The sequence below is a fragment of the uncultured Croceicoccus sp. genome (assembly GCF_947496385.1).
Classification (GTDB): Bacteria; Pseudomonadota; Alphaproteobacteria; order Sphingomonadales; family Sphingomonadaceae; genus Croceicoccus.
Genome location: NZ_CANMCP010000002.1, coordinates 234,329 through 254,847 on the forward strand (window position 1 = coordinate 234,329; position 20,519 = coordinate 254,847).

27 protein-coding genes are annotated in these 20,519 nt (G+C 65.7%); 6 read left to right on the forward strand and 21 right to left on the reverse strand.

Features of this window, described 5'->3' with window-relative positions; translation table 11 throughout:
- Position 1: 1 nt before the first annotated feature.
- On the reverse strand, positions 2–988 hold the full coding sequence (locus tag Q0897_RS04885; protein WP_299307934.1) for an alpha/beta hydrolase: 987 nt from the start codon (positions 986–988) through the stop codon (positions 2–4).
- Between the two features lie 65 nt (positions 989–1,053).
- Here Q0897_RS04885 and Q0897_RS04890 point away from each other — a divergent pair, with 65 nt between their 5' ends.
- Complete coding sequence (locus tag Q0897_RS04890; RefSeq protein ID WP_299307936.1) at positions 1,054–2,460, forward strand: protein adenylyltransferase SelO family protein; 1,407 nt, start codon at positions 1,054–1,056, stop codon at positions 2,458–2,460.
- A gap of 95 nt (positions 2,461–2,555) precedes the next feature.
- The gene (gene astD, locus Q0897_RS04895) at positions 2,556–3,959 is read left to right on the forward strand and encodes a succinylglutamate-semialdehyde dehydrogenase (RefSeq protein WP_299307938.1); all 1,404 of its coding nucleotides are present in this window, start codon (positions 2,556–2,558) and stop codon (positions 3,957–3,959) included.
- A gap of 88 nt (positions 3,960–4,047) precedes the next feature.
- On the opposite strand, the gene Q0897_RS04900 is transcribed toward astD, so the two are convergent.
- Complete coding sequence (locus Q0897_RS04900) at positions 4,048–4,539, reverse strand: glycine zipper 2TM domain-containing protein (protein ID WP_202085539.1); 492 nt, start codon at positions 4,537–4,539, stop codon at positions 4,048–4,050.
- A gap of 238 nt (positions 4,540–4,777) precedes the next feature.
- Here Q0897_RS04900 and rarD point away from each other — a divergent pair, with 238 nt between their 5' ends.
- Positions 4,778–5,698, forward strand: a complete 921-nt coding sequence (rarD, locus tag Q0897_RS04905) for an EamA family transporter RarD (protein ID WP_299307940.1) — start codon at positions 4,778–4,780, stop codon at positions 5,696–5,698.
- 37 nt (positions 5,699–5,735) lie between these two features.
- Here the strand turns inward: rarD and Q0897_RS04910 are convergent, their stop codons facing one another.
- Complete coding sequence (locus Q0897_RS04910) at positions 5,736–7,064, reverse strand: dihydroorotase (protein ID WP_299307941.1); 1,329 nt, start codon at positions 7,062–7,064, stop codon at positions 5,736–5,738.
- A gap of 81 nt (positions 7,065–7,145) precedes the next feature.
- On the opposite strand from Q0897_RS04910, the gene Q0897_RS04915 reads away from it, so the two are divergent.
- Positions 7,146–7,934 (forward strand): folate-binding protein, encoded by a 789-nt coding sequence (locus Q0897_RS04915; protein WP_299307943.1) that lies wholly within the window; start codon positions 7,146–7,148, stop codon positions 7,932–7,934.
- Here the strand turns inward: Q0897_RS04915 and Q0897_RS04920 are convergent.
- Positions 7,931–8,518, reverse strand: a complete 588-nt coding sequence (locus Q0897_RS04920; protein WP_299307944.1) for a TetR family transcriptional regulator — start codon at positions 8,516–8,518, stop codon at positions 7,931–7,933. The genes Q0897_RS04915 and Q0897_RS04920 overlap by 4 nt on opposite strands.
- A 28-nt stretch (positions 8,519–8,546) precedes the next feature.
- Between Q0897_RS04920 and Q0897_RS04925 the strand changes: the two genes are divergently transcribed.
- Entirely contained in the window at positions 8,547–9,449 is a 903-nt protein-coding gene (locus Q0897_RS04925; protein WP_299307946.1) for a metal-dependent hydrolase, read from the forward strand.
- On the opposite strand, the gene Q0897_RS04930 is transcribed toward Q0897_RS04925, so the two are convergent.
- The 3 genes from Q0897_RS04930 to rplU form a co-directional block, all read right to left on the reverse strand.
- Positions 9,446–9,805, reverse strand: coding sequence for a hypothetical protein (locus tag Q0897_RS04930; RefSeq protein ID WP_299307947.1), 360 nt, complete (start codon positions 9,803–9,805; stop codon positions 9,446–9,448). The genes Q0897_RS04925 and Q0897_RS04930 overlap by 4 nt on opposite strands.
- Positions 9,806–10,003: 198 nt before the next feature.
- The gene (rpmA, locus tag Q0897_RS04935; protein WP_239804691.1) at positions 10,004–10,273 is read right to left on the reverse strand and encodes a 50S ribosomal protein L27; all 270 of its coding nucleotides are present in this window, start codon (positions 10,271–10,273) and stop codon (positions 10,004–10,006) included.
- 40 nt (positions 10,274–10,313) lie between these two features.
- A complete protein-coding gene (rplU, locus tag Q0897_RS04940) occupies positions 10,314–10,718 on the reverse strand; it encodes a 50S ribosomal protein L21 (protein WP_299307950.1) in 405 nt (134 codons plus the stop codon).
- Between the two features lie 183 nt (positions 10,719–10,901).
- Here rplU and Q0897_RS04945 point away from each other — a divergent pair, with 183 nt between their 5' ends.
- Positions 10,902–11,414, forward strand: a complete 513-nt coding sequence (locus Q0897_RS04945) for a hypothetical protein (protein WP_299307951.1) — start codon at positions 10,902–10,904, stop codon at positions 11,412–11,414.
- A gap of 64 nt (positions 11,415–11,478) precedes the next feature.
- Here Q0897_RS04945 and Q0897_RS04950 read toward each other — a convergent pair whose 3' ends face one another.
- The 14 genes from Q0897_RS04950 to Q0897_RS05015 form a co-directional block, all read right to left on the reverse strand.
- Positions 11,479–11,943, reverse strand: coding sequence for a hypothetical protein (locus Q0897_RS04950; protein ID WP_299307952.1), 465 nt, complete (start codon positions 11,941–11,943; stop codon positions 11,479–11,481).
- 86 nt (positions 11,944–12,029) lie between these two features.
- Positions 12,030–12,491 (reverse strand): molybdenum cofactor biosynthesis protein MoaE, encoded by a 462-nt coding sequence (locus Q0897_RS04955; RefSeq protein ID WP_299307953.1) that lies wholly within the window; start codon positions 12,489–12,491, stop codon positions 12,030–12,032.
- Positions 12,492–12,495: 4 nt separating this feature from the next.
- Complete coding sequence (locus tag Q0897_RS04960) at positions 12,496–12,738, reverse strand: MoaD/ThiS family protein (RefSeq protein ID WP_299307954.1); 243 nt, start codon at positions 12,736–12,738, stop codon at positions 12,496–12,498.
- Positions 12,739–12,742: 4 nt separating this feature from the next.
- Positions 12,743–13,765, reverse strand: coding sequence for a GTP 3',8-cyclase MoaA (moaA, locus tag Q0897_RS04965; protein WP_299307956.1), 1,023 nt, complete (start codon positions 13,763–13,765; stop codon positions 12,743–12,745).
- A gap of 51 nt (positions 13,766–13,816) precedes the next feature.
- The gene (locus Q0897_RS04970) at positions 13,817–14,140 is read right to left on the reverse strand and encodes a Rossmann fold domain-containing protein (protein ID WP_299307957.1); all 324 of its coding nucleotides are present in this window, start codon (positions 14,138–14,140) and stop codon (positions 13,817–13,819) included.
- A complete protein-coding gene (locus tag Q0897_RS04975; RefSeq protein WP_299307959.1) occupies positions 14,140–14,511 on the reverse strand; it encodes a dihydroneopterin aldolase in 372 nt (123 codons plus the stop codon). Before Q0897_RS04975 ends, Q0897_RS04970 begins: the two co-directional genes overlap by 1 nt.
- A gap of 6 nt (positions 14,512–14,517) precedes the next feature.
- Entirely contained in the window at positions 14,518–15,417 is a 900-nt protein-coding gene (locus tag Q0897_RS04980) for a class I SAM-dependent methyltransferase (RefSeq protein WP_299307961.1), read from the reverse strand.
- On the reverse strand, positions 15,417–16,826 hold the full coding sequence (thrC, locus tag Q0897_RS04985) for a threonine synthase (RefSeq protein WP_299307962.1): 1,410 nt from the start codon (positions 16,824–16,826) through the stop codon (positions 15,417–15,419). Before thrC ends, Q0897_RS04980 begins: the two co-directional genes overlap by 1 nt.
- An 11-nt stretch (positions 16,827–16,837) precedes the next feature.
- Complete coding sequence (locus Q0897_RS04990; protein ID WP_366519898.1) at positions 16,838–17,428, reverse strand: SURF1 family protein; 591 nt, start codon at positions 17,426–17,428, stop codon at positions 16,838–16,840.
- Positions 17,425–17,832, reverse strand: coding sequence for a DUF983 domain-containing protein (locus Q0897_RS04995; protein ID WP_299307963.1), 408 nt, complete (start codon positions 17,830–17,832; stop codon positions 17,425–17,427). Before Q0897_RS04995 ends, Q0897_RS04990 begins: the two co-directional genes overlap by 4 nt.
- Complete coding sequence (locus tag Q0897_RS05000) at positions 17,832–18,653, reverse strand: cytochrome c oxidase subunit 3 (protein ID WP_202085561.1); 822 nt, start codon at positions 18,651–18,653, stop codon at positions 17,832–17,834. The genes Q0897_RS04995 and Q0897_RS05000 overlap by 1 nt, the downstream gene beginning before the upstream one ends.
- 130 nt (positions 18,654–18,783) lie before the next feature.
- Complete coding sequence (locus Q0897_RS05005; protein ID WP_299307966.1) at positions 18,784–19,335, reverse strand: cytochrome c oxidase assembly protein; 552 nt, start codon at positions 19,333–19,335, stop codon at positions 18,784–18,786.
- Between the two features lie 57 nt (positions 19,336–19,392).
- Positions 19,393–19,596, reverse strand: coding sequence for a hypothetical protein (locus Q0897_RS05010; RefSeq protein ID WP_299307968.1), 204 nt, complete (start codon positions 19,594–19,596; stop codon positions 19,393–19,395).
- Complete coding sequence (locus Q0897_RS05015; RefSeq protein WP_299307969.1) at positions 19,593–20,513, reverse strand: heme o synthase; 921 nt, start codon at positions 20,511–20,513, stop codon at positions 19,593–19,595. Before Q0897_RS05015 ends, Q0897_RS05010 begins: the two co-directional genes overlap by 4 nt.
- Positions 20,514–20,519 lie beyond the last annotated feature (6 nt).

The following is a 20,519-nucleotide window of genomic DNA, read 5'->3' on the forward strand; positions in this document are numbered from 1 at the left end:
ATCAGCCCGTTCGTTGCAGCAGCGCGGCGATGGCCTCGCGCGACTGCGGTTCGTCGAGCGTGGGCGCATGGCCGGTTCGCGGCACGGTGACAAGCGCAACCTCAGCCCCGCGCCCGGCCATCTTCGCGGCGGTGGCGGGCGAAAGCAGGTCCGAATTCTCCCCGCGCAGCACGAGGACGGGCCGCCCCGAAAGCGCGTCGAATCCGGGCCAGAGCGAAACGGGCGCCGGCGCGTCATCCTCCGACCGGTCATCGTCGCGGGCAAAAGCATCGGCGATGCGGGAATCGTAATCGAACCCGATCCGCCCGTTATTGCCCATCACCATCAACCGTTTCGCATGGGCCAGCCATTCGTCGAGGCCCCAGTCGGGATAGCATTCGCCCTGGCTTTCCTGCAACGCGCGGGCCGCGTGCATCCATGTCGGATAATTGCGCCCCTGCCCGACATATCCGGCGATGCGGTCGAGTCCGGCCTGTTCGATCTCCGGGCCGATATCGTTGAGCACGGCGCCCGCGACCTGCTCCGGGTGGCTCAGCGCGTAAAGCATGGTCACGATCCCGCCGAGCGAGGTGCCGATGAATACCGCACGCGCGATGCCTTCCTGCGCGAACAGTCCGGCGATGTCCTGCGCATAGGTGACGGGGGTATAGCTCGCCGCATCGCGCGGTTGTTCGCTCAATCCCCGGCCGCGCAATTCGGCGACGAGCACGCGGCGCTCCTGCGCAAGCGTTTCGGCAAGCGATTCGAAATCGCGCGCATTGCGGGTCAGCCCCGGAATGCACAGCGCAGGCAGCGCGTCCGATCCCTCCGGCCCCTCGTAATCGCGGTAATGGAGTTGCAGGCCGTCATCGCTTTCCCAGAACCTGTCGATATAGGGCGCGGCCCTGCCCGCATCGCTCGCCGGGTCGGTCTGGGTTTCGCGTGTGTCGCGCGGTGTGTCGGTCAAAGTCGTATCCTGATCGTCGTGGGCGGGGCCATGGGCAGCCATGCGTTTAGCGTGCCTTTCTCCAAAAGAGAATTGCACGATGGCGGGCACGTCCCCACTATCGCGTGATGCAAGGCGATCCGCAAACAGCCCGCTATCGGCCCGAAACGCCGATCCTGTCCATCGCATCGTGGATTGCCGACCCGGTCGAGGCGGCGAGATTTCCGGCGCATACCCTGCGCTTCCGTAACGACCGCGCGGCGCGGGAGGTGGGTCTTGCCGATATGTCCGACGCGGACTGGATCGCGCATTTCGGGCGGTTCGAATCGCTTGCCGACAATCTCTCGTCGCCGCTCGCGCTGCGCTATCACGGGCATCAGTTTCGCAATTACAATCCGGACATCGGCGACGGGCGCGGCTTCCTGTTTGGACAGATGCGCGACGGCGGCGGCCGGTTGATGGACCTTGGCACGAAGGGATCGGGACAGACACCCCATAGCCGGTTCGGCGACGGACGACTCACGTGCAAGGGCGCGGTGCGCGAAATCCTCGCGACCGAGATGCTGGAGGCGCTGGGCGTCCACACCTCGCGCACGTTTTCGGTGATCGAGACGGGCGAGAGTCTCGAACGCGGCGACGAACCCTCGCCCACGCGCAGTGCGGTAATGGTGCGGCTCAGCCACGGCCATATCCGCATCGGCAGTTTCCAGCGGCTCGCCTTCCTGCGCGAGGACGACCATCTGCGCGCCCTCACCGAATATGCGCTCACCCACTATCCCGGCCCGCCCCCGCCCGGGGACGCACCGGGTCGCGACGATCCGGCGGTTCGACTGGTGCATCTCGTCGTCGAACGACTCGCGGATCAGGCCGCGTCCTATGCCGTGGCGGGTTTCGTGCATGGCGTGCTCAACACCGACAACATGAATGTGTCGGGCGAAAGTTTCGATTACGGGCCGTGGCGCTTCCTGCCGCAATGGGATGCTGCGTTCACCGCCGCCTATTTCGACAGGGAGGGGCTTTACGCCTTCGGGCGGCAGGGCGATGCGCTCCACTGGAACTGTGCGCAGCTGGCCATCGCGCTGCGCCCCATATGCGAGGCGGAGCCACTCATCGCCGCGCTCGACCGCTATGCCGCATTGTTCACCGCCGCGGTCCGGCGCCGGTTTGCCTGGCGGCTCGGCGTTCGTGATTGCGATGACGACACCGCCGCCGCACTGGTGAGCGAAGGCGAAAAGGCCATGCGCGCGACCGGCATGCAGCCCGATGCGTTCTTCCACGCCGCGCGGACGAACAGGCTCCCCGCCGATGCCGCCGATTTTGCCGCGGTGCTGTCCGGAACCGACAGGGTGACCGATACGCACCCCTACTGGTCGGAGGAGACGGCGCAATCCATGCTGATCGAGGAGGTCGAGGCCATCTGGGCCGCGATCGACCGGGACGACGACTGGACCCCTCTCCATGCAAAGGTCGAGGCCGTGCGCCGCATGGGCGATGCGCATGGCGATGCGCCCCGCCCCGCCGGACAGCCGCAATGATGGGCGTGCAATTCGGCGCGCCATGCCCATATGGATGCACCTGAAACCAGTTTACGCCCGTGACGAACGGGCCTGCGATAAAAAGAGGATTGCACGTGACCGCCCCCATCGTTTCGACCGAACCCGCCACCGACGAAGAAATCGCCCGCATCGCCATCGGCGATGTCGATGCGGCACTGACCCGTGCGCGCAATGCCTTTCCCGATTGGGCCGCGCGGGGCACCGATGCGCGGATCGCGATCCTGCGCCGCTTTGCCGATGAGGTGCGCGACGATGCGGAGGATTTCGCAATGCTCATCGCGCGCGAGACGGGAAAGCCGTTCTGGGAAGCGAAGACCGAGGTGTCGGCCGTCGTCGCCAAGGTCGAGATTTCGGTAAAGGCGCACGAGGAACGCACCGGCACGCGCGCGCTGGACGGGGCGGCGACAGGCGCGCTGCGGCATAAACCGCATGGCGTGATGGCGGTGCTCGGCCCCTATAATTTCCCGGCGCATCTGCCCAATGGCCATATCGTGCCGGCGTTGATCGCGGGGAATGTCGTGATCTTCAAACCGTCGGAAAAAACTCCCGCGGTGGGCCAGCGGCTCGTCGAATATTATCACCGCGCAGGCGTGCCCACCGATGTCGTGCAATTTCTGCCCGGCGGGGCGGAGGAAGGCCGCGCGCTTACCGGCGATGCCCGCATCGACGGGGTGCTGTTCACCGGGTCGTCCACCACCGGCATCGCCATCAACAAGGCGCTGGCCGACCGGCCCGGCATCATCACCGCGCTCGAAATGGGGGGCAACAATCCGCTGATCGTTTGGGACACCGACGATCTCGACGCGGCTGCGACGATCATCGTGCAATCGGCCTATACCACGGCGGGACAGCGGTGCACCGCGGCGCGGCGGCTGATCGTGCGGGACGATCTGCACGATGCATTGATGGAGCGGCTGCTGCCGATGGTGGACCGCATCATCGTCGGCGCCCCGTTTGACGAGCCGCAGCCTTTCATGGGGCCGGTCATCGACAATCATGCCGCAGACGGGCTGATCTCCGCCTATGATGCGCTGGTGGCGAAGGGGGCGCGCGTCGTGTGTCCGCTCTGCCGGGTGGCGGAGGGCAAGCCGATGCTGACCCCCGCCATTCTCGATGTGACCGATGTGGCCGACCGGCCCGACGACGAATTGTTCGGCCCGCTGCTGCAGATCATTCGCGTCGCCGATCTCGATGCCGCGATCAATGCGGCGAACGACACCGCCTACGGGCTTTCGGCGTCGCTGGTCGGGGGGAGCCGGGCGGATTACGAACGGTTCTGGCAATTGTCGCGCGCGGGGATCGTGAACTGGAACAAGCCGACGAATGGCGCATCCTCCGCCGCGCCGTTCGGCGGCACCGGGCTTTCGGGCAATCATCGGCCCGGCGCCTATTACGCGGCGGATTACTGCTCCTATCCCGTCACCAGCACCGAGGCCGACACCCCCGAGGCCGCGATTCCCGTCGGGCTGAAGGACTAAGGCCGCACACGAAAAGACGCCGCGCCCCGAAGGGGAAGGCGCGGCGTCTCCTCATCCGACCCGTAGGGCCGAAACGATGAAATCGTAATTAGCGGCAGCGCGAATTGCTGCGGTCGATCTCGCGGCCGAGCAGCGCACCGCCGGCGGCCCCCAGGATCGCGCCGAGCGTGCGGTCACCGCGCCCTGCAATCTCGTTGCCGATCAACCCGCCGACCGCGCCGCCGATCAGCAGGCCGGTCGTGCCGTTTTCCTTGCGGCAATACACGCGGCCATCGTCACCGCGCCACACGCGGGTATCGCGGCGCACCGGCTCGCCATAGCTGCGATAGCGATCGTCATAGCGGCGATCGTCATAGCGGCGGTCGTCGTACCGACCGAAACGGCCATTGTTCCACCGGTCGCGGCGGTCCTTGCGGTGCTGCACGGCTTCGTCGGCGGCGCCAGGCAATGCGTACTGGCTCACGACCTCGGCACTCGCATGGGTGGGGAAGGTCGCGGCCTGCGCGGCGGGCGCGGACAGTGCGACGGCCGGGATGGCGGCGGCCAGTGCGACATTGCGGAACATTGCGATGCGGGTCATGCGATTCTCCATTCTTTCCGGACTTCCGGGCAAGTGACGGGATAGCCTTGCCGGTTCCGACTGCTCATTTGGCACGTTCATAAATATCTGAACTTTTATGAACGTTAAACGAACGGAGATGCAATTTTTAAAAAGTTTTTAACGTTTCGGCTTTGCCTATCGCGATGCCGATGCCTAAGCGCCGCGCCATGACGCGCGTTTCACACCACCGACCTGCCATGTCGAAGATGACTGCACGATGACCGGCGACGCCCCCGCGCCGGTTCGCAGCGGCCTGCCGCATGCCATCGGCGCCTATACGATGTGGGGGTTCTTTCCCCTCTATCTTGTCCTGCTCAATGCGGTGAACCCCTGGGCGCTGGTCGGCTGGCGCATATTGTGGACGGTTCCGCTATGCGCGATCCTGCTCAGCCTCAAAGGACAGTGGGGCGCGATCTTCGCCGCCTTGCGCGACCGCCGCGTGCTGATCGCGATGGTCGGCAGCTCTGCGTTGGTGAGTGTAAACTGGCTCGTCTATATTTATGCGGTGCAAAGCGGCGCGTTCTATGCCGCGAGCCTTGGCTATTACATCAATCCGCTGGTGAACGTGCTGCTGGGCACGGTCGTGCTGAAAGAACGGTTGACCCGGCTGCAATGGCTCGCCGTGGGTCTGGCGGCGGTGGGCATCGCGATCCTCGCATGGGAGGCGGAGGCAACCTTGTGGATCAGCCTCGTGCTCGCCTTTTCCTTCTCGACCTATGGCCTCATTCGCAAGACGGTGGCGATCGCGCCGCTGCCGGGTTTGACGGTGGAGGTGATCCTGCTCGCCGTGCCGGCGGGAATCGCGGTCGCGATTGCACCTGCGGGCGCGGCGCAGTTCGGCGATTCGCTGTCGATCTCGCTGCTGCTGGTGGGTGCGGGTGCGATGACGACCTTTCCCCTGCTGATGTTCGCGACCGCCGCGCGGCGGATGAGCTATTCCGCGCTCGGCTTCGTGCAGTTCCTTGCGCCGACGATCGTGTTCCTGCTCGCCATGTTCGTGTTCGATCAGCCGCTTCTGATTGCGCAGCTCGTTTGCTTCGTCTTCATCTGGACGGCGATCGCGCTGTTCTGCACCGACATCGTGAAGCGCGGCAATGCCACCCGCCGCGCCGCCCGCCAAAGAAAACTGCCCGTATAAAACCGCGAGGCCGAAGCCGCGCGCCTTTCCGCGCGGCTTAGAGCGCGCCTGCAAATCGCAGCGCTTCGCCATTTGCACTATGGCCGAGCTGTCCATCCCACATGGCGGTGTGCCCGCGGATGATCGTGCCGACGACGCGCCCTTTCAGCTCCATGCCCGTAAACGGCGACCAGCCGCAGCGCGACGCGAGCCATTCCTCGGTAATCGTGAAGGAGCCCTTGCGGTCGATCACGGTAAAATCGGCGTCGTAACCGGCGGCGATGCGCCCCTTGCCGACCAGGCCGAAGATCCGCTGCACCCCCGCGCTGGTCATGTCGATCAGCCGGTCGAGAGTCATGCGCCCCTCCGCCACATGGTTCAGCATCAGCGGCAGCAGGGTCTGCACCCCCGGCATGCCCGACGGCGCGTCGGGATAGGATTTCGCCTTCTCCTCCAGCGTGTGCGGCGCATGGTCGGAGCCGAGCACATCGGGCACGCCCTGCTGCAACCAGTGCCACAGCCCGTCGCGATGCGCGGCGCTGCGAATCGGGGGGTTCATCTGCGCATGGGTGCCGAGCCGGGGATAGGCATCCTCCGCCGCGAGCGTGAGATGTTGCGGCGTGACCTCGCAGCTGGCGATGTCGCGATGCTTGCTGATCTCGGCCAGCTCCGCCGGGGTGGTCACGTGCAGGATGTGGATCGGGCGATTCGCCTCGCGCGCGATGCGCAGGATGCGGCGGGTGGCGATCATCGCGCTTTCATCGTCGCGCCATACCGGGTGGGAGGACGGATCGTTCGGCACACGCTCCCCCTTGCGGGCGTTCATGCGGTCCTCGTCCTCGGCATGGATGGCGACGCGGCGCACCCCGGAATTGAGCACGCGGGCCAGATTGTCGTCGTCCGACACCAGCAGGCTGCCGGTGGAGGCACCCATGAAGATCTTCACCCCCGCCGTGCCGCGCATCCGCTCCAGCTCGGCCAGATGCTCCGCGTTGTCGGCCGTCGCCCCGATGTAGAACGCATGGTCGCACCACATGCGATGATGCGCGCGCGACAGCTTGTCCGTGATGCGTTCGGCGGTGTCGGTGTTGGGATTGGTGTTGGGCATTTCAAAGATCGCGGTGATTCCGCCCAGAACCGCGGCGCGGCTCCCGGTTTCGAGGTCTTCCTTGTGCTCCAGCCCCGGTTCGCGAAAATGGACCTGACTGTCGATGACGCCGGGCAGGATGTCGAGCCCTGTGCAATCCACGCTGCGCACGCCGGGAAAATGGCCGATGCCCACGATCTTTCCGTCGCGAATGCCGACATCGCGTTCGACGGGACCAGATGGCGTGTGGACGGTTCCCCCGCTAAGGGACCATTCGGGCGTGTCATGCGTATCGTTCATGCCATAGCGATAGACGGCCCCGGCCCATTGGCCAAGACCTGCCGCGCCCTATCGGACAAGAGACCGCAAGGAAGGACCGAAATGCCCCACGATTCCCGCTCGCCCGACCCCGCGCCGATGCGTGGGCTGGCCACCCGCCTGTGCGAACGGGCCATCATCCGGCTTTCGGGCGACGACGCGGCCGGCTTTCTTCAGGGGCTGATTACCACCGACGTGACGAAATCGCTCCCGGTGTGGGCTGCGCTGCTCTCGCCGCAGGGCAAGGTGCTGTTCGATTTCTTCGTCTGGCTTTCGGGCCAGGACATGCTGATCGATTGCGAGGCGGAGCATGCGGACGAATTGATCCGGCGCCTCTCGCTCTATCGCCTGCGCCGCAAGATCGACATCGCGGTCGATCCGAAGGTCACGGTCCACTGGAACGCGCATCCGGGCGACGGCGGGGCGGACGATCCGCGCCTGTCCGCGCTCGGTCAACGCTGGCTCGAACCTGTCGACGAAAGCGATGCGGCATGCGCCGATGCGGCCTATCGCGAACATCGGCTGTCGCTCGGCGTGACCGAGGGGCGGGCCGAGCTTGGCCATGATCAGACGCTCTGGCTCGAATGCAATGCCGACGAGCTGCACGGGGTGAGCTTCGACAAGGGCTGCTATATCGGGCAGGAGAACACCGCCCGGATGAACTGGCGGCAGAAGGTGAACCGGCGGCTGACCGTGGTGCCGATACAGCTTTCCGACGAAAAGCGGCGGCGCATCGCCTATGACGATCTCGGCCTTGCGGTGGATCACCGGCGGGTCGACGATATCGATGCGGACGTCGCGCCGCGCTGGATGGCGAAGGCGCTGGCGGCGGGCAACGCCGACACGGCCTAAACGCCGGCGATCGCCTCCTCGGGAAGCATGGCGAGCAATTGCCGCTCCGCCATGTCGCGCGCTGCATCGTTCGGCAGGTCGAGCGAGGCCGCCAGCGCATCGCCCATCGTCGCCTGGCCGAGCGCGAGCAGCACGAGCATCATCGTCGCCTCGCGGATGGGGCGCGTATCCTCACCCGGCGCGATATTGTCGACGAGCGTGTGAATCGCCTCGAACACGGGATCAAGCGCATCCTCGTTCCCCGAAAGCAGCATCCAGCTCGCCAACGCGCCCGCCCCCTCGCGCCCGAACGCATCGAAGACCAGATCGACCACCTCGCGCGCGCTCCCGTGCCCGGCCCGGCGCGCGGCGATCGCCTCCGCAATGATCGTGCACACCGTCGTCGCGAGATAGCCGGCCAGTGCCTTCTGCAGGCCCGCCGCGCTCCCGAAATGGTGGAGAAGGTTGGAATGGGTGCGCCCGATCCGCCCCGCGACCGCCTTCAACGTGACGGCCTGGGGCCCGCTTTCGACCAGCAGCGCGCGCGCCGCATCGAGCGCGGCACGGCGGCTGTCTTCGGGGCTCAGGCGCTTCCTTATTGACATCTATGTAAGTCCATCCCATTCTCTGGTCATGGCCCATAGCAACATCACGCCCGATTTGACAGCGACCGCACCCGCCGGCCTGGCGCCGCCCGTCGCGATCCAGATTCGTAACCGCCGTTTCAAGCGCGGCGAGCCAGCACAGCGCTGGTGGGCGGGGGGCGACCCGTTCGCGACCGCCGTGTTCAACTCGCTGTCGATCACCTTTCCCAAGGGCGAGGCGTATTTCATCGAATCGGTGAAGGCGCATCGCGAGGGCGCCCCGCCCGAACTCGCCGCGCAAATCCGCGATTTCGTGACACAGGAAGTCAATCACACGCGCGAACACGTCGCCTTCAACAAGGCGGTGACGAACGCAGGTTACGACATCACCGACCTGGAACGGCAGGTGGACGAGGATCTTGCCGAGGCGCGCCAGCGGCCCGTGATTTTCAATCTCGCCGCGACCATGGCGCTCGAACATTTCACGGCGATGTTCGCCCATCAATTGCTCGCCGATCCGCGGCATCTGCGCGGAGTCGAAGGCGATGCCGCCGATCTGTGGCGCTGGCACGCGGTCGAGGAGATCGAGCACAAGGGCGTCGCCTACGATACCTATGCCCATGCCACGCGCGACTGGAGCCGGTGGAAACGTTACAAGCTGAAATCCCTGATGATGCTGCTGGTGACGAAGAATTTCCTGTCGCGGCGATATCGCGGGGCGATCGAACTGCTGCGTCAGGACGGCATCACCGGCCCGCGCGCGCATCTCGGCGTGCTGCGCCATGCGCTGATCTCGCCGGGCATCCTGCGCAAGGCGATCCCGGACTGGCTATCCTATTTCAAGCCGGGCTTTCACCCCTGGAACCTCGACGACAGCCATCTGCTCGCACACTATGACGCGGGGGCCGACACTATCGCCCCCCATGCGCCCGGCGACACCGCCGCGGCCTAGGCGGCGATAAGGTCCGGCGTACGCATCGCACGCTGCCCGCCGTCCGGCGCGGGCAGCACCTGCGCCAAGCTGGCGAGCGCCGCCTCGATCTCCGCATCGAGACCGAGATTACGATAGGCCGGGGCGAGCCAGGCCGCCTTTTTCCACCCGTCCCCATGCGCGCGCAGCGTCGCCGCGCCGATGATCCGCGCGCCCGCATGCGGCATCGTCACGACGAGCGCGTGCCGCTCCGCATCGTGCGCGGGGTTCGGCCCGTGCGGGAGGTCGAACGCCGCCGGCGCGTTCAGATGGTGCAGACGCGGCGCATCCTCGACCCAGGCGGGCCGCAGGAACAGGGTTTCGCTTCGGATGAACACTTCGCTTCTCCCGGATACAGGGCATGTATAGCCGCCCTGCATTGCAATCATGTGGCAGCGGGAATGCTGCCCCAGGCGGATTTCGGGAAGAGCCAAGAAAAAAGGGAGACGGAGCCGTGGCCCCTCTCCCCTGTTTCGTCCGGCTGCGTCATGCGCCGGAAGGGCCACCCCGTCGGGACGGCCCATATACGACCGTCGTTATTCGGCAGCTTCTGCCATTACGTCGACGGATACGTATTTGCGGCCGAGCTTGCCGTCATGGAAACGCACGCGCCCTTCGCCCAGCGCGAACAGCGTGTGGTCCTTGCCGATGCCGACATTGGTGCCGGGATAGAACTTCGTACCGCGCTGGCGCACGATGATGTTACCGCCGATGACGTTCTCGCCGCCGAACTTCTTGACGCCGAGGCGGCGGCCAGCCGAATCGCGACCGTTCCGCGAAGAGCCGCCTGCTTTTTTATGTGCCATGGTGAACTGTCCTTCGAATTATCGGGTTCGCGGCGCGGGCTCAGGCCGCGTCGTCGGTCTTCTTCGCGGCCTTCTTGGCGCCGCTCCCGACCGAGGTGATGCGCAGGAGGGTCATCTGCTGACGGTGGCCCTGCTTGCGGCGATAGTTGTGACGGCGACGCTTTTTAAAGACGACGACCTTCTCCGACTTCGCCTGCGCGATGATTTCCGCCGATACGGTCACCTTGCCGGCATCCGAAAGCTCGGCACCTTCGCCGGCCAGCAGGACATCGCCCAGCGTGATCGTGTCACCGGCCTCGCCAGCCAGCTTCTCGACAGCGATCTTGTCTCCCTCGGCGACGCGATACTGCTTGCCGCCAGTGCGCACGATTGCGAACATGTTAGTCAAATCCGTTTCTTGCTGCCCTTCACGATCCTTACGCGGAATACGACCGATCGGTCCCATCCCAGGCAAAAGAATCGCTACGGGCAATGAACCGGCATAGGCACCGCCATGTGCGCACCGCCGGATTGAGTGGCGCCCGATACGCAACATCGCCGCCCGTGTCAACGCGTAAGGGGGCGAAAAGCGCGCATGATCCGACGGAACGCTTCCCACGCTGGCGGGACATGCTATGGCACGAAACCCATGTCGATACAGCCTCGCCCCGCCCTGCTCGCCCTTTCGATCGCCGCCGCCTCCCTTGCCGGATGTGCGAAGGATACGGGGGAATATCCCTCGCTCGAACGCCGGCCCATCGAACGGGCGGGCGCGATCGGCGCACCGACCCCGCCGCCGCCGCCCGCGCCGCTTTCCCCCGAATTGCCGGCCCGTCTCGACGCTCTCGCCGCGCAGGCGCGTGCGGCCCATGCGCGTTTCGTGGATCAGTTGCCCGCCGCCCGCCGCCGCATCCGCGAAGGATCGCGCGCCCCCATCGGCAGCGACGCCTGGGGCGATGCGCAGGTCGCGCTCGCCAGCCTTGAATCGGCGCGGAGCCAGACCATGCTGCCGCTGGCCGATCTCGACCTGCTGCTCACCGAACGCGCGGCGCAGGAGCTGGCGCGCGATGTGATGCGAATCGTCGCCACGCGCGACATGGTGGCTTCACTCGTCGCCGAAGAGGATGCCGCGCTCGACGCGCTCGGCCCGCCGCGCGCATGAAAAAAGGCGCGGAACCGGAAGGATCCGGTCCGCGCCAGTCGGGAGAGATCTGTACGCCGCCGGGCTAGCCGACCATGGCGCGGATGGTGACGATGCCCACGCCCCAGCCAAGGATCAGCACCGGCAGGATGACGACCTGCACCGTTGCGGCTCCTGCCTCCATGCGCCCGGTCATGGTCATGATCCCGTCGCGGCGGAACGCGGCCCAGTCGAGGGGACGGTCGCCATGGTCCGGCTTCATCCGCACCCAGAGTGCCGGCACGCCGAAACCGGCGATGACGAACAGGAAGAAGATCGCCATCGGAATGGCGAGGCCCGGTGCCGACAGCCCCAGCCCCATCACCGCGAGATAGGCGAGATAGGCCCCGACGGTGACCGCGTAGAGGCCGGTCGGCAATTCGAAGCTGCGGTCGACATGCGTGCGCGCGCCGCCATGTTCGGCGAGCGCAACGGACGCGATCGCGGCGGGCAGTTCGGTATGGACGAAGGCTCGTTCGGTTACGAGCTGACGGCTCAATTTCATGCTCATCGTGCATCTCCTGCGTGATGGGCATGATCTATCGCGGCGGCGGGCCCGATTCCTTGATCCGGATCAAAGCGTGAAGATTATGCGCCTCAGGGGATATGCGCCCACCGGGCGAGATCGGCGCGATCCTCGTCGCGCGGCTCGATCCAGCGCCAGCCCGCCGCCGTATGCTCGCGTTTCCAGAACCACGCGCGACTCTTGAGATGATCCATGAGGAAATCCGCCGCGGCAAAGGCATCGCGGCGATGGCGCGCGGCGCATGCGACGAGCACGATGGCGTCGCCCGGCCGCATCTGCCCCACGCGGTGCAGGGCCATGACCCCCGCCAGCGGCCAATGCGCAAGGGCGCGGTCCGCAAGCGCCTCCATCCCCGGAACGGTCAACGGCCCGAAATGCCGCAGCTCCAGCATGTCGACAGCGGCATCGCCGGCCTCGCGCCGAACCTGGCCGAGGAAGCTGACGATTCCGCCCGCCGCGTCATGCGCCGCCGAAAATTGCGCCATCTCGCGGGACGGATCGAAATCCCGCTCGATCAGCCGGACATCGCGCACCGGGCTATCCCCCGCTGACGGGTGGGAGGAAGGCAAGCTCGTCCCCGTCGCCCGCGCGCCAGTCGTCTCCGGCGACGATGACGCCGTTCAACGCGATCTTCGTGGTGGGATCGCTGATCTGCGCCGCGAGATCCGCGTCAAACTGTGCGCAAATCTGCGAAAGCGTGACCGGCGCGGCGACGTCGACGTGCCGCTCAGGCCCGCCGGCCACATCCTCGAGCCGGCCCAGGAACAACAGTGTCAGCATGAACTCAACCGCCGGTCATCGACATGTGGCGGGCAAGCGCCGGCGCTTCACCCGATTCGCGAATGGCGAAATGGTGGCGTTCCGGCTTGATCGCCATCGCCAGATTCAATGCGTCGTCAAGCGCGCGATCGGGATCGTCGGACCGGACCGCGGCGCGCAGGTCGACCTGCTCCTGCCCGCCGAGACAGGCGTAGAGCTGCCCGGTAGCGGTCACGCGCACACGGTTGCACCCGGCACAGAAATTCTGCGTCAGCGGCGTGATAAGCCCGAGCCGCCCGCCCGTCTCCGCAATGTCCCAGTAGCGCGCCGGACCGCCGGTGCGGTGCCCGCTTTCGCGCAGGGTCCAGCGCCGGTTCAATTCGTCCTGTATCACGGTGAGCGGCAGGTAATGGTCGATCCGTTCGCCATCCACCTCGCCCAGCGGCATGACCTCGATGAGCGTAATATCGTGCCCCTCTCCATGGGCCCAAGCGATGATGTCGGGAATTTCCGCCTCGTTGATACCCTTCAAGGCGACCGTGTTGAGCTTGACCCGAAGCCCGGCCTGTTTCGCCGCCGCAATGCCCGCCAACACGTCGTCGAGCCGGTCCCGCCGCGACAGCGCCGCGAATTTTCGCGGGTCGAGCGTATCGAGCGAAACATTCACCCGCCGCACGCCCGCATCGGCCAGCCCGTCCGCAAATTCGGCAAGCCGGGTCGCATTGGTCGTGAGCGTCAGTTCGTCGAGCCCGTCGCCGAGCCGCCGCCCCAGCGCACGGGTCAGCTCCATCATGTCCCGCCGCACCAGCGGTTCGCCGCCAGTCAGCCGGATCTTGCGCACGCCGCGGTCGATGAAGCCCAGCGCCACGCGGTGTAATTCCTCGAGGCTGAGCACTTCCTTGCGTGGCAGGAACTGCATCCGTTCGGGCATGCAATACTGACACCGCAGATCGCACCGGTCGGTCACCGACAGGCGCAGATAGGTGATGGCCCGTTGAAACTGGTCCACCAGCGGGGCGTTTCGGATCGTCGGTTCGGGCTTGGCCATGCGGTCCGTTCTGTCACAAGAGGCGCGCGAAGGCAAAACGCGCGCTTGCGCTCAGCCTGCGAGTATCAATTGCCCGGTGATCCCTTCGTTCCCGTCGACAAAGGCGATCGTCGCCGCGATTGCCTCCTCATCCGCCAATTCCTCCGCCGGGGCGACCCCGTTCACCCGGCGCGGAGCATGGCGCCGGGCCAGCGCGGCAATCGCCTCCACCCGCCAGCGATGGGGCTTTTCCTCCGCATGGGAAAAACGGATGGTCAGCACGTCCGTGGTATTGAGCGCATTTTCGATATGCGGGAGATGGTAGTCGTGAAACCGCGCCGCGGCGGAAAGCGGCTCCGCACCCGAAAGATCGGCGGTATAGACCAACCCGCGCATTACCGGCGGTCGCGGACGAGCGTCATGCCGATCTTCTCGTCATGTTCGGCAATGGCGAGTTTCACGATCTTGACCGTGACCTGCTCCACCCGGTCATCCTGAAGGAAAAGCGTTTCGCAGATATGGTCGGCCACCGCCTCGATAAGCTTGAAATGCACGCCTTCGGGCAGGGCTTCGCGCGCCGCGAATTTCAGGTCCATGTAATTCTTGCTCGCGTCGAGCGGGGTGTCGGGCTCGAACCGGTCCGGCACTTTCATCCGCACGGCGAGCGAAATGCGAAGCGGCTGCGGCTTTCCCGTCTCCTCCGAATAGATGCCGGTCAGGACATCGACGACGAGATCGGACACTTCGAGCGTGAGCGAATCGGTCATGAGCAATCAGCCTTCGTTGGACCAGCGGGCATAGATCGCGGTCGGCAGGATCCGCCCCGCCTGTCCTGCGCCGCCTTCTTCCCGCACGGCGAGGTCGCCATGTTCGATGCTGCCCGGCAGATCACCGAAATGTTCGGCCAGCAAGCCGGCCAGCGAGAGCGAGGACATGCGCACGGCATAGGCGGTGAGGAACAGGAAACGCGAATTGCCGTCGATCAATTGCCGGCAATCGGCGACGAGACCGGGCAGCCCATCCTCGATGCGCCAGACCTCGCCATTGGGGCCGCGCCCGAATTTCGGGGGGTCGAGAATGATGCCATCATACCGCCGTTCGCGCCGCACCTCGCGCGCGGCGAATTTGGCGGCATCGTCGATCAGCCAGCGCACCGGCCGGTCCTCCATCGCCGAAAGCGCGGCGTTTTCACGCGCCTGCGCCACGGATTTCTTGGACGCATCGACATGCGTGACCCGCCCCCGCCGCGCGAGCGAAAGCGACCCGACCCCGGTATAGCCGAACAGGTTCAGCGTCTGCGGATCGGCCATCCCGTCCAGCTGTGCGTCCATCCAATCCCACACCGGCGCCATGTCGGGAAAAAAGCCCAAATGCCGGAACGGCGTGCATTGCGCATTGAACCGGATGCTGTTCCAGTCCAGCGTCCAGCCATCGCGCGGCACGCGGCCATCGAATTGCCAGCGCCCGCCGCCATCCTCGTCCGAGGCGGGCACGAATTCGCCATGCGCGTCCCATTGCAAGAGCCGCGGCGTCCACATCGCCTGCGGTTCGGGGCGGATGAACCGGTAATCGCCATAGGCTTCGAGCTTGCGCCCGTGCCCGCTGTCGAGCAGGCGAAAACCGTCCCACCCCTCACCCAGCATGAGGCCGGGCCGTTCCGTCAACACCGCCATTACGCGGGGTCTGCGCTGACCGTGGCGCGCTCTGCGACATAGGAGGCGATGGCGTCGTATTCGCCCGAAAGCACGTCGTAGCGTTCCTCCCGCTCGTGCAGGTCGGCGAGCCGTTCCGGCAGCACCGGATCGACGCCGGTCGCGGCCTTTACCGCCGGGCCGAACTTCGCCGGATGCGCGGTGGCGAGCGTGACGACCGGGACATGGGGAGGCAGATCGGCGGCGCGCGCGGCGTAGAGGCCGATCGCGGTATGCGGATCGATCACCTCGCCCGCGGCGTGATGCGCCCATCGCATGGCGGCATTCATTGCATCGGCATCGACCCGCGCACTGGAAAACAGGGCGGCGGCGCCTTCCCGCTGCGCATGGGTGAGTTGCATCGCGCGGGCGCCATCGAAACCGCGCATCTGCTCCGCCATGGCGGCGCCGTCGCGCCCGCCTGCGTCGAACAGCAGCCGCTCGAAATTCGAGCTGACCTGAATGTCCATGGAGGGGGCGTCGGTGGGCGTGACGCCCTGCGCCGAATAATCGCCCGACGCGATCGCGCGGTGCAGGATGTCGTTCACGTTCGTCGCGACGATGAGCCGCTCGACCGGAAGGCCCATGCGCGCCGCGACATAGCCTGCGAACACGTCGCCGAAATTGCCGGTCGGCACGCTGAACGCGATTTTCCGGTGCGGCGCGCCAAGCGCCACGGCGGCGGTGAAGTAATACACGACCTGCGCCATGAGCCGCGCCCAGTTGATGGAGTTCACCGCACTGATCCGGAAACGCCCGGTCATGGCGGTGTCGCCGAACATGCGCTTTACCGTGGCCTGTGCATCGTCGAAGCTGCCGCCGATGGCGATGTTATGGATGTTGGGGGCGAGCACCGTCGTCATCTGCCGCCGCTGCACCTCCGACACGCGGCCGCGCGGGTGCAGCATGAACACATCCACATGCGCGCGGCCGGCAAGCGCCTCGATCGCGGCGGACCCGGTATCGCCCGAGGTCGCGCCCACCACGGTCAAATGCCGGTCGCCATCTTTCAAAAATTCCTCGAACAGCAGGCCGAGCAATTGCAGCGCGACGTCCTTGAACGCCAGCGTCGGCCCGTGAAAAAGCTCGAGCAGCCATTGCCGCTCGTCGAGCTGCTTTATCGGGGCGACCGCGGCATGCGCGAACCGCCCATAGGCAGCCTCGCACAATTCGAGCAGGCGTTCCGGGGCCAGCGATGCGCCGACGAACGGCGCCATGACCCGCGCGGCCACCTGTGCATAGGGGAGGCCCGCCATCGCGGCGATGTCATCGTGGGTGAACTGCGGCCATTCGCGGGGGATGAACAACCCCCCGTCGCTCGCCAATCCGGCCAGCGTGACACCCTTGAAATCGAGCGGCGATGCCCCGCCCCGTGTGCTGATATAGTCCATGCGCCGCGCGATTACCTCCCGTCATCCTTGCGCGCAAGCCGTGCACGCAGGGCCAGCCCATAGATGACGAGCGCCGTCGCGGCGAAGAAGAACCATTGCACCATGTAGGAGATATGATTGTTGGGCAGATTGTGCGGATCGGGCCGGGCCAGCGGCGCAAGCCCGGCCTGCGGCGGATCGGCGACGAGGCGGACACCCATGCCCGCCGGTGCCACGGTTCCGGTCACGACGCCTCCGTCCCAGGGCCGCACCCCGGGCTGCAGCACCCAGCCCAGCATGACCTCCGCCTCCCCGCCCCCGCGAAGGCGGCATTGCGCGACCTGGCCCCATCCCTTGCGCCCGTCGCGCGCGGTGGCGCCGATCGCGCCCTGCTCGATCACCTCGGCGCAATCGACCTGGCTTTGCCGGTAAAGCGCCGCCTCGCTCGCGGTTTCGTTTTGCGGAAACGGAACAGGCTCGCTTCGGCCCTGCGCCTGTTCGTAATAGGCGATGATGGCGGTCTTCTCCTGCGCCCGGCGATATTGCCAGATGCCGAGTGCGATCATCACGGCGACCGCAACGCCCACCACCAATGTCGCGAATACGGGTATGCGGCGCATCATTCCCCGCCGCCGTCACCGCGCGATTGCGCCTCGCGCGCGCCGCGCCGATACTCCACGATCAGCAACGCGCCCTTCGCAAGCCGCAGGCCATAGACCACCATCGCGATCGTCAACGGCACCCAGAGAATGACGTGAACCCAGAACGGCGGGTGGAGCATCTGATCCACGACGATCGCAAGGATCGCCATCACCGCGCCGACGATCAGGGTGAGGAAACCGGCCGGCCCGTCGCCGACGTTGAAGCGGGAATAATCAAGCCCGCACTGGCCACATTTATCCGCGAATTGCACCGCGCCCCTGAACATGGTGGGGGCGGCGCATCGGGGGCATTCCCCAAGCGCCGCCGCCTTGATCAGCGAAGCGGGCGAGCGAGGGCCCGGCCCGTCTTCGGGTGTATCGGTCATCAGTGAACCGGCGCGCCCCAACCGCCCCAGACATACACCGCCACGAAGAGGAACAGCCACACCACGTCGACGAAGTGCCAGTACCAGGCAGCCGCCTCGAAACCGAAATGCTGACGCGGGGTGAAATCCCCCTTGTAGCTGCGGACGAGCGCGACAATCAGCATGATCGTCCCGATGATCACGTGCGCGCCGTGGAACCCGGTCGCCATGTAGAAGGCCGAACCGTAGGTGTTCTCGCCAAACGGGAACGGCGCGTGCATGTATTCGTAAGCCTGCACCCCGCTGAAGATCAGGCCGAGGATGATGGTCAGCCACAGACCTTTCTTGAGCCCGTCGCGATCCCCGTGGATCAGCGAATGGTGCGCCCAGGTCACGGTCGTACCCGAACACAGCAGGATGAGCGTGTTGAGCAGCGGCAGGTCGAACGGATCCATCACCGCCTCGATCCCCGCGGGCGGCCATTGCCCGTCAACCACCTCGGTCAACGTGGTGGGGAAGAGCGCGAAATCGAAGAACGCCCAGAACCAGCCCACGAAGAACATGACCTCGGACGCGATGAACAGGATCATCGCATAGCGCAGGTGCAGCTGAACCACCGGCGTATGGTCGCCGGCGCGCGCTTCCTTGATGATATTGCTGAACCAGCTGTACATCGCGACAAGCACGCCGATCACGCCCGCGATCAGCACATAGGTGCCGAGCGCCATTTCATGCATGAACATCGCCATGCCGCTCGTGAAGACGAGCAGCGAAAACGACAGCAGGAACGGCCAGGGGTCCGTCGGCAGAATATGATAATCGTGGTTCTTCGTGCCGGCCATGATGCGTATTTCCCCTGAACTTTCAGCCTGAGCGATCAGTGACGGACCTCAGCGGTCCACAAAATCCTTTGCGCGCCTTTAGCGGCGCCGACGCGCGCGGTCCAGAGCCTTTGCGCCAAAGCGCGCGACGTTACTCGTCCTCATGCGCGTAGAAAGTGTAACTGAGCGTGATCTGCCTCAGGTCCCGCGTGTCCGGATCGTCGAGAATCGCCGGGTCGACGTAGTAGAGCACGGGCATGCGCATTTCCTGCCCCGCCTGCAACGTCTGATCCGTGAAGCAGAAACACTGTATCTTGTTGAAATACTTGCCGGCCTGCACCGGGGACACGTTGAAGCTCGCCGTACCGGTGATCGGGTGATCGGATTCGTTCTTCGCAAGGAAAATCGCCATGTCGCGCGCGCCGATGGATACGGTATCGGTGGTATGCTCCGGCCGGAAATTCCACGGCATCCCGCGTTCGACATTCGCGTCGAAGCGAATCGACATCGTGTCCTCGGCCACGAAGACCTTCGCCGCCTCGGCCTCGGTCACGCGCTGCGTCGTGCCGTCGAGCCCGGTCACCTGGCAGAACATCCGGTAGAGCGGCACCGCGGCATAGCCGAGCCCGACCATGAGCACCGCCACGCCCAGGAATATCAATCCGACGCGGCGGTTCCGGTTATCGATCAGACGGGCAGACATGATCCGGTCCCATACGGCAGTTCGGCCCGAATGGCAAAGACGCGAATCACGCGGCGATCAGCCGAACGGCTGACCCGAATTCTGCGCGGCGTCCTGCTCCGCCGCGGCGGCGGCACGGTCCTCCGGCGTCGGGAATCGCACGAAGGTCAGAACGAAAAACAGCACGACGAGCCCGACCAGAACGAAGCCGAGCACCTTGTTCCGGCCTTTCTGGCGCGCGTGCACTTCGTCGGAATGGCGGCGTTTTTCATCGGGCGTCATGCAATCCATCCATAATTGGCGGCCAGTCGATCCGCGACCAGCACACCGAACAGCGCGAACAGGTAGAGAATCGAGAAGGCGAAGAGACGCTTTTCCGGCTTCATTGCATCGTCCGGCCCGGAAAACCGCGTGCCCACCGGCACCGCAAGCGCGAAAAATGCCAGCGACAGGACCCCCGCGCCGATGGCGTAGATCGCGCCCGCCCCGCCGATGAACCATGGCGCCATCGCGACCGGTGCAAGGATCACGGTATAGGCAAGGATCTGACGGCGTGTGGCCTTTTCCCCGGCAACGACGGGCATCATCGGAATGCCGACATTGGCATAATCGGTCTTCACGAAAAGCGCGAGTGCCCAGAAATGCGGCGGCGTCCACAGGAAGATGATCGCGAACAGCACGACCGGCATGAGCGTGATCTCACCCGTCACGGCCACCCACCCGATCAGCGGCGGAAATGCACCGGCGCCGCCACCGACCACGATATTCTGCGGCGTGCGCGGTTTCAGCCACATCGTGTAAACCACGGCGTAATAGACGATGGAAATGATCAGCAGGATCGCGGCAAGCCAGCCCACGCCCAGCCCCATGACCATGACCGATCCTGCCGAGAGGGCAATGCCGAAATCCCGCGCGCTGCCGCGTTCCATGCGTCCGGCGGGAAGCGGCCGGTTCGCCGTGCGCTTCATCCCGCCGTCGATCTCGGCCTCGTACCACTGATTCAGCGCAGCAGCGCCGCCGGCACCCACGGCGATGCACAATATGGCGGTAAACGCGATGACCGGATGGATCGATCCAGGCGCCGCAAGCAACCCGCACAGGCCCGTAAAAACCACCAGCGTCATCACGCGCGGCTTGGTCAGCGCGAGGAAGTCGCGCCAGTGCGTCGGCAGGGCGACGCTATGGTCTGCGGTGATCATGCTGGG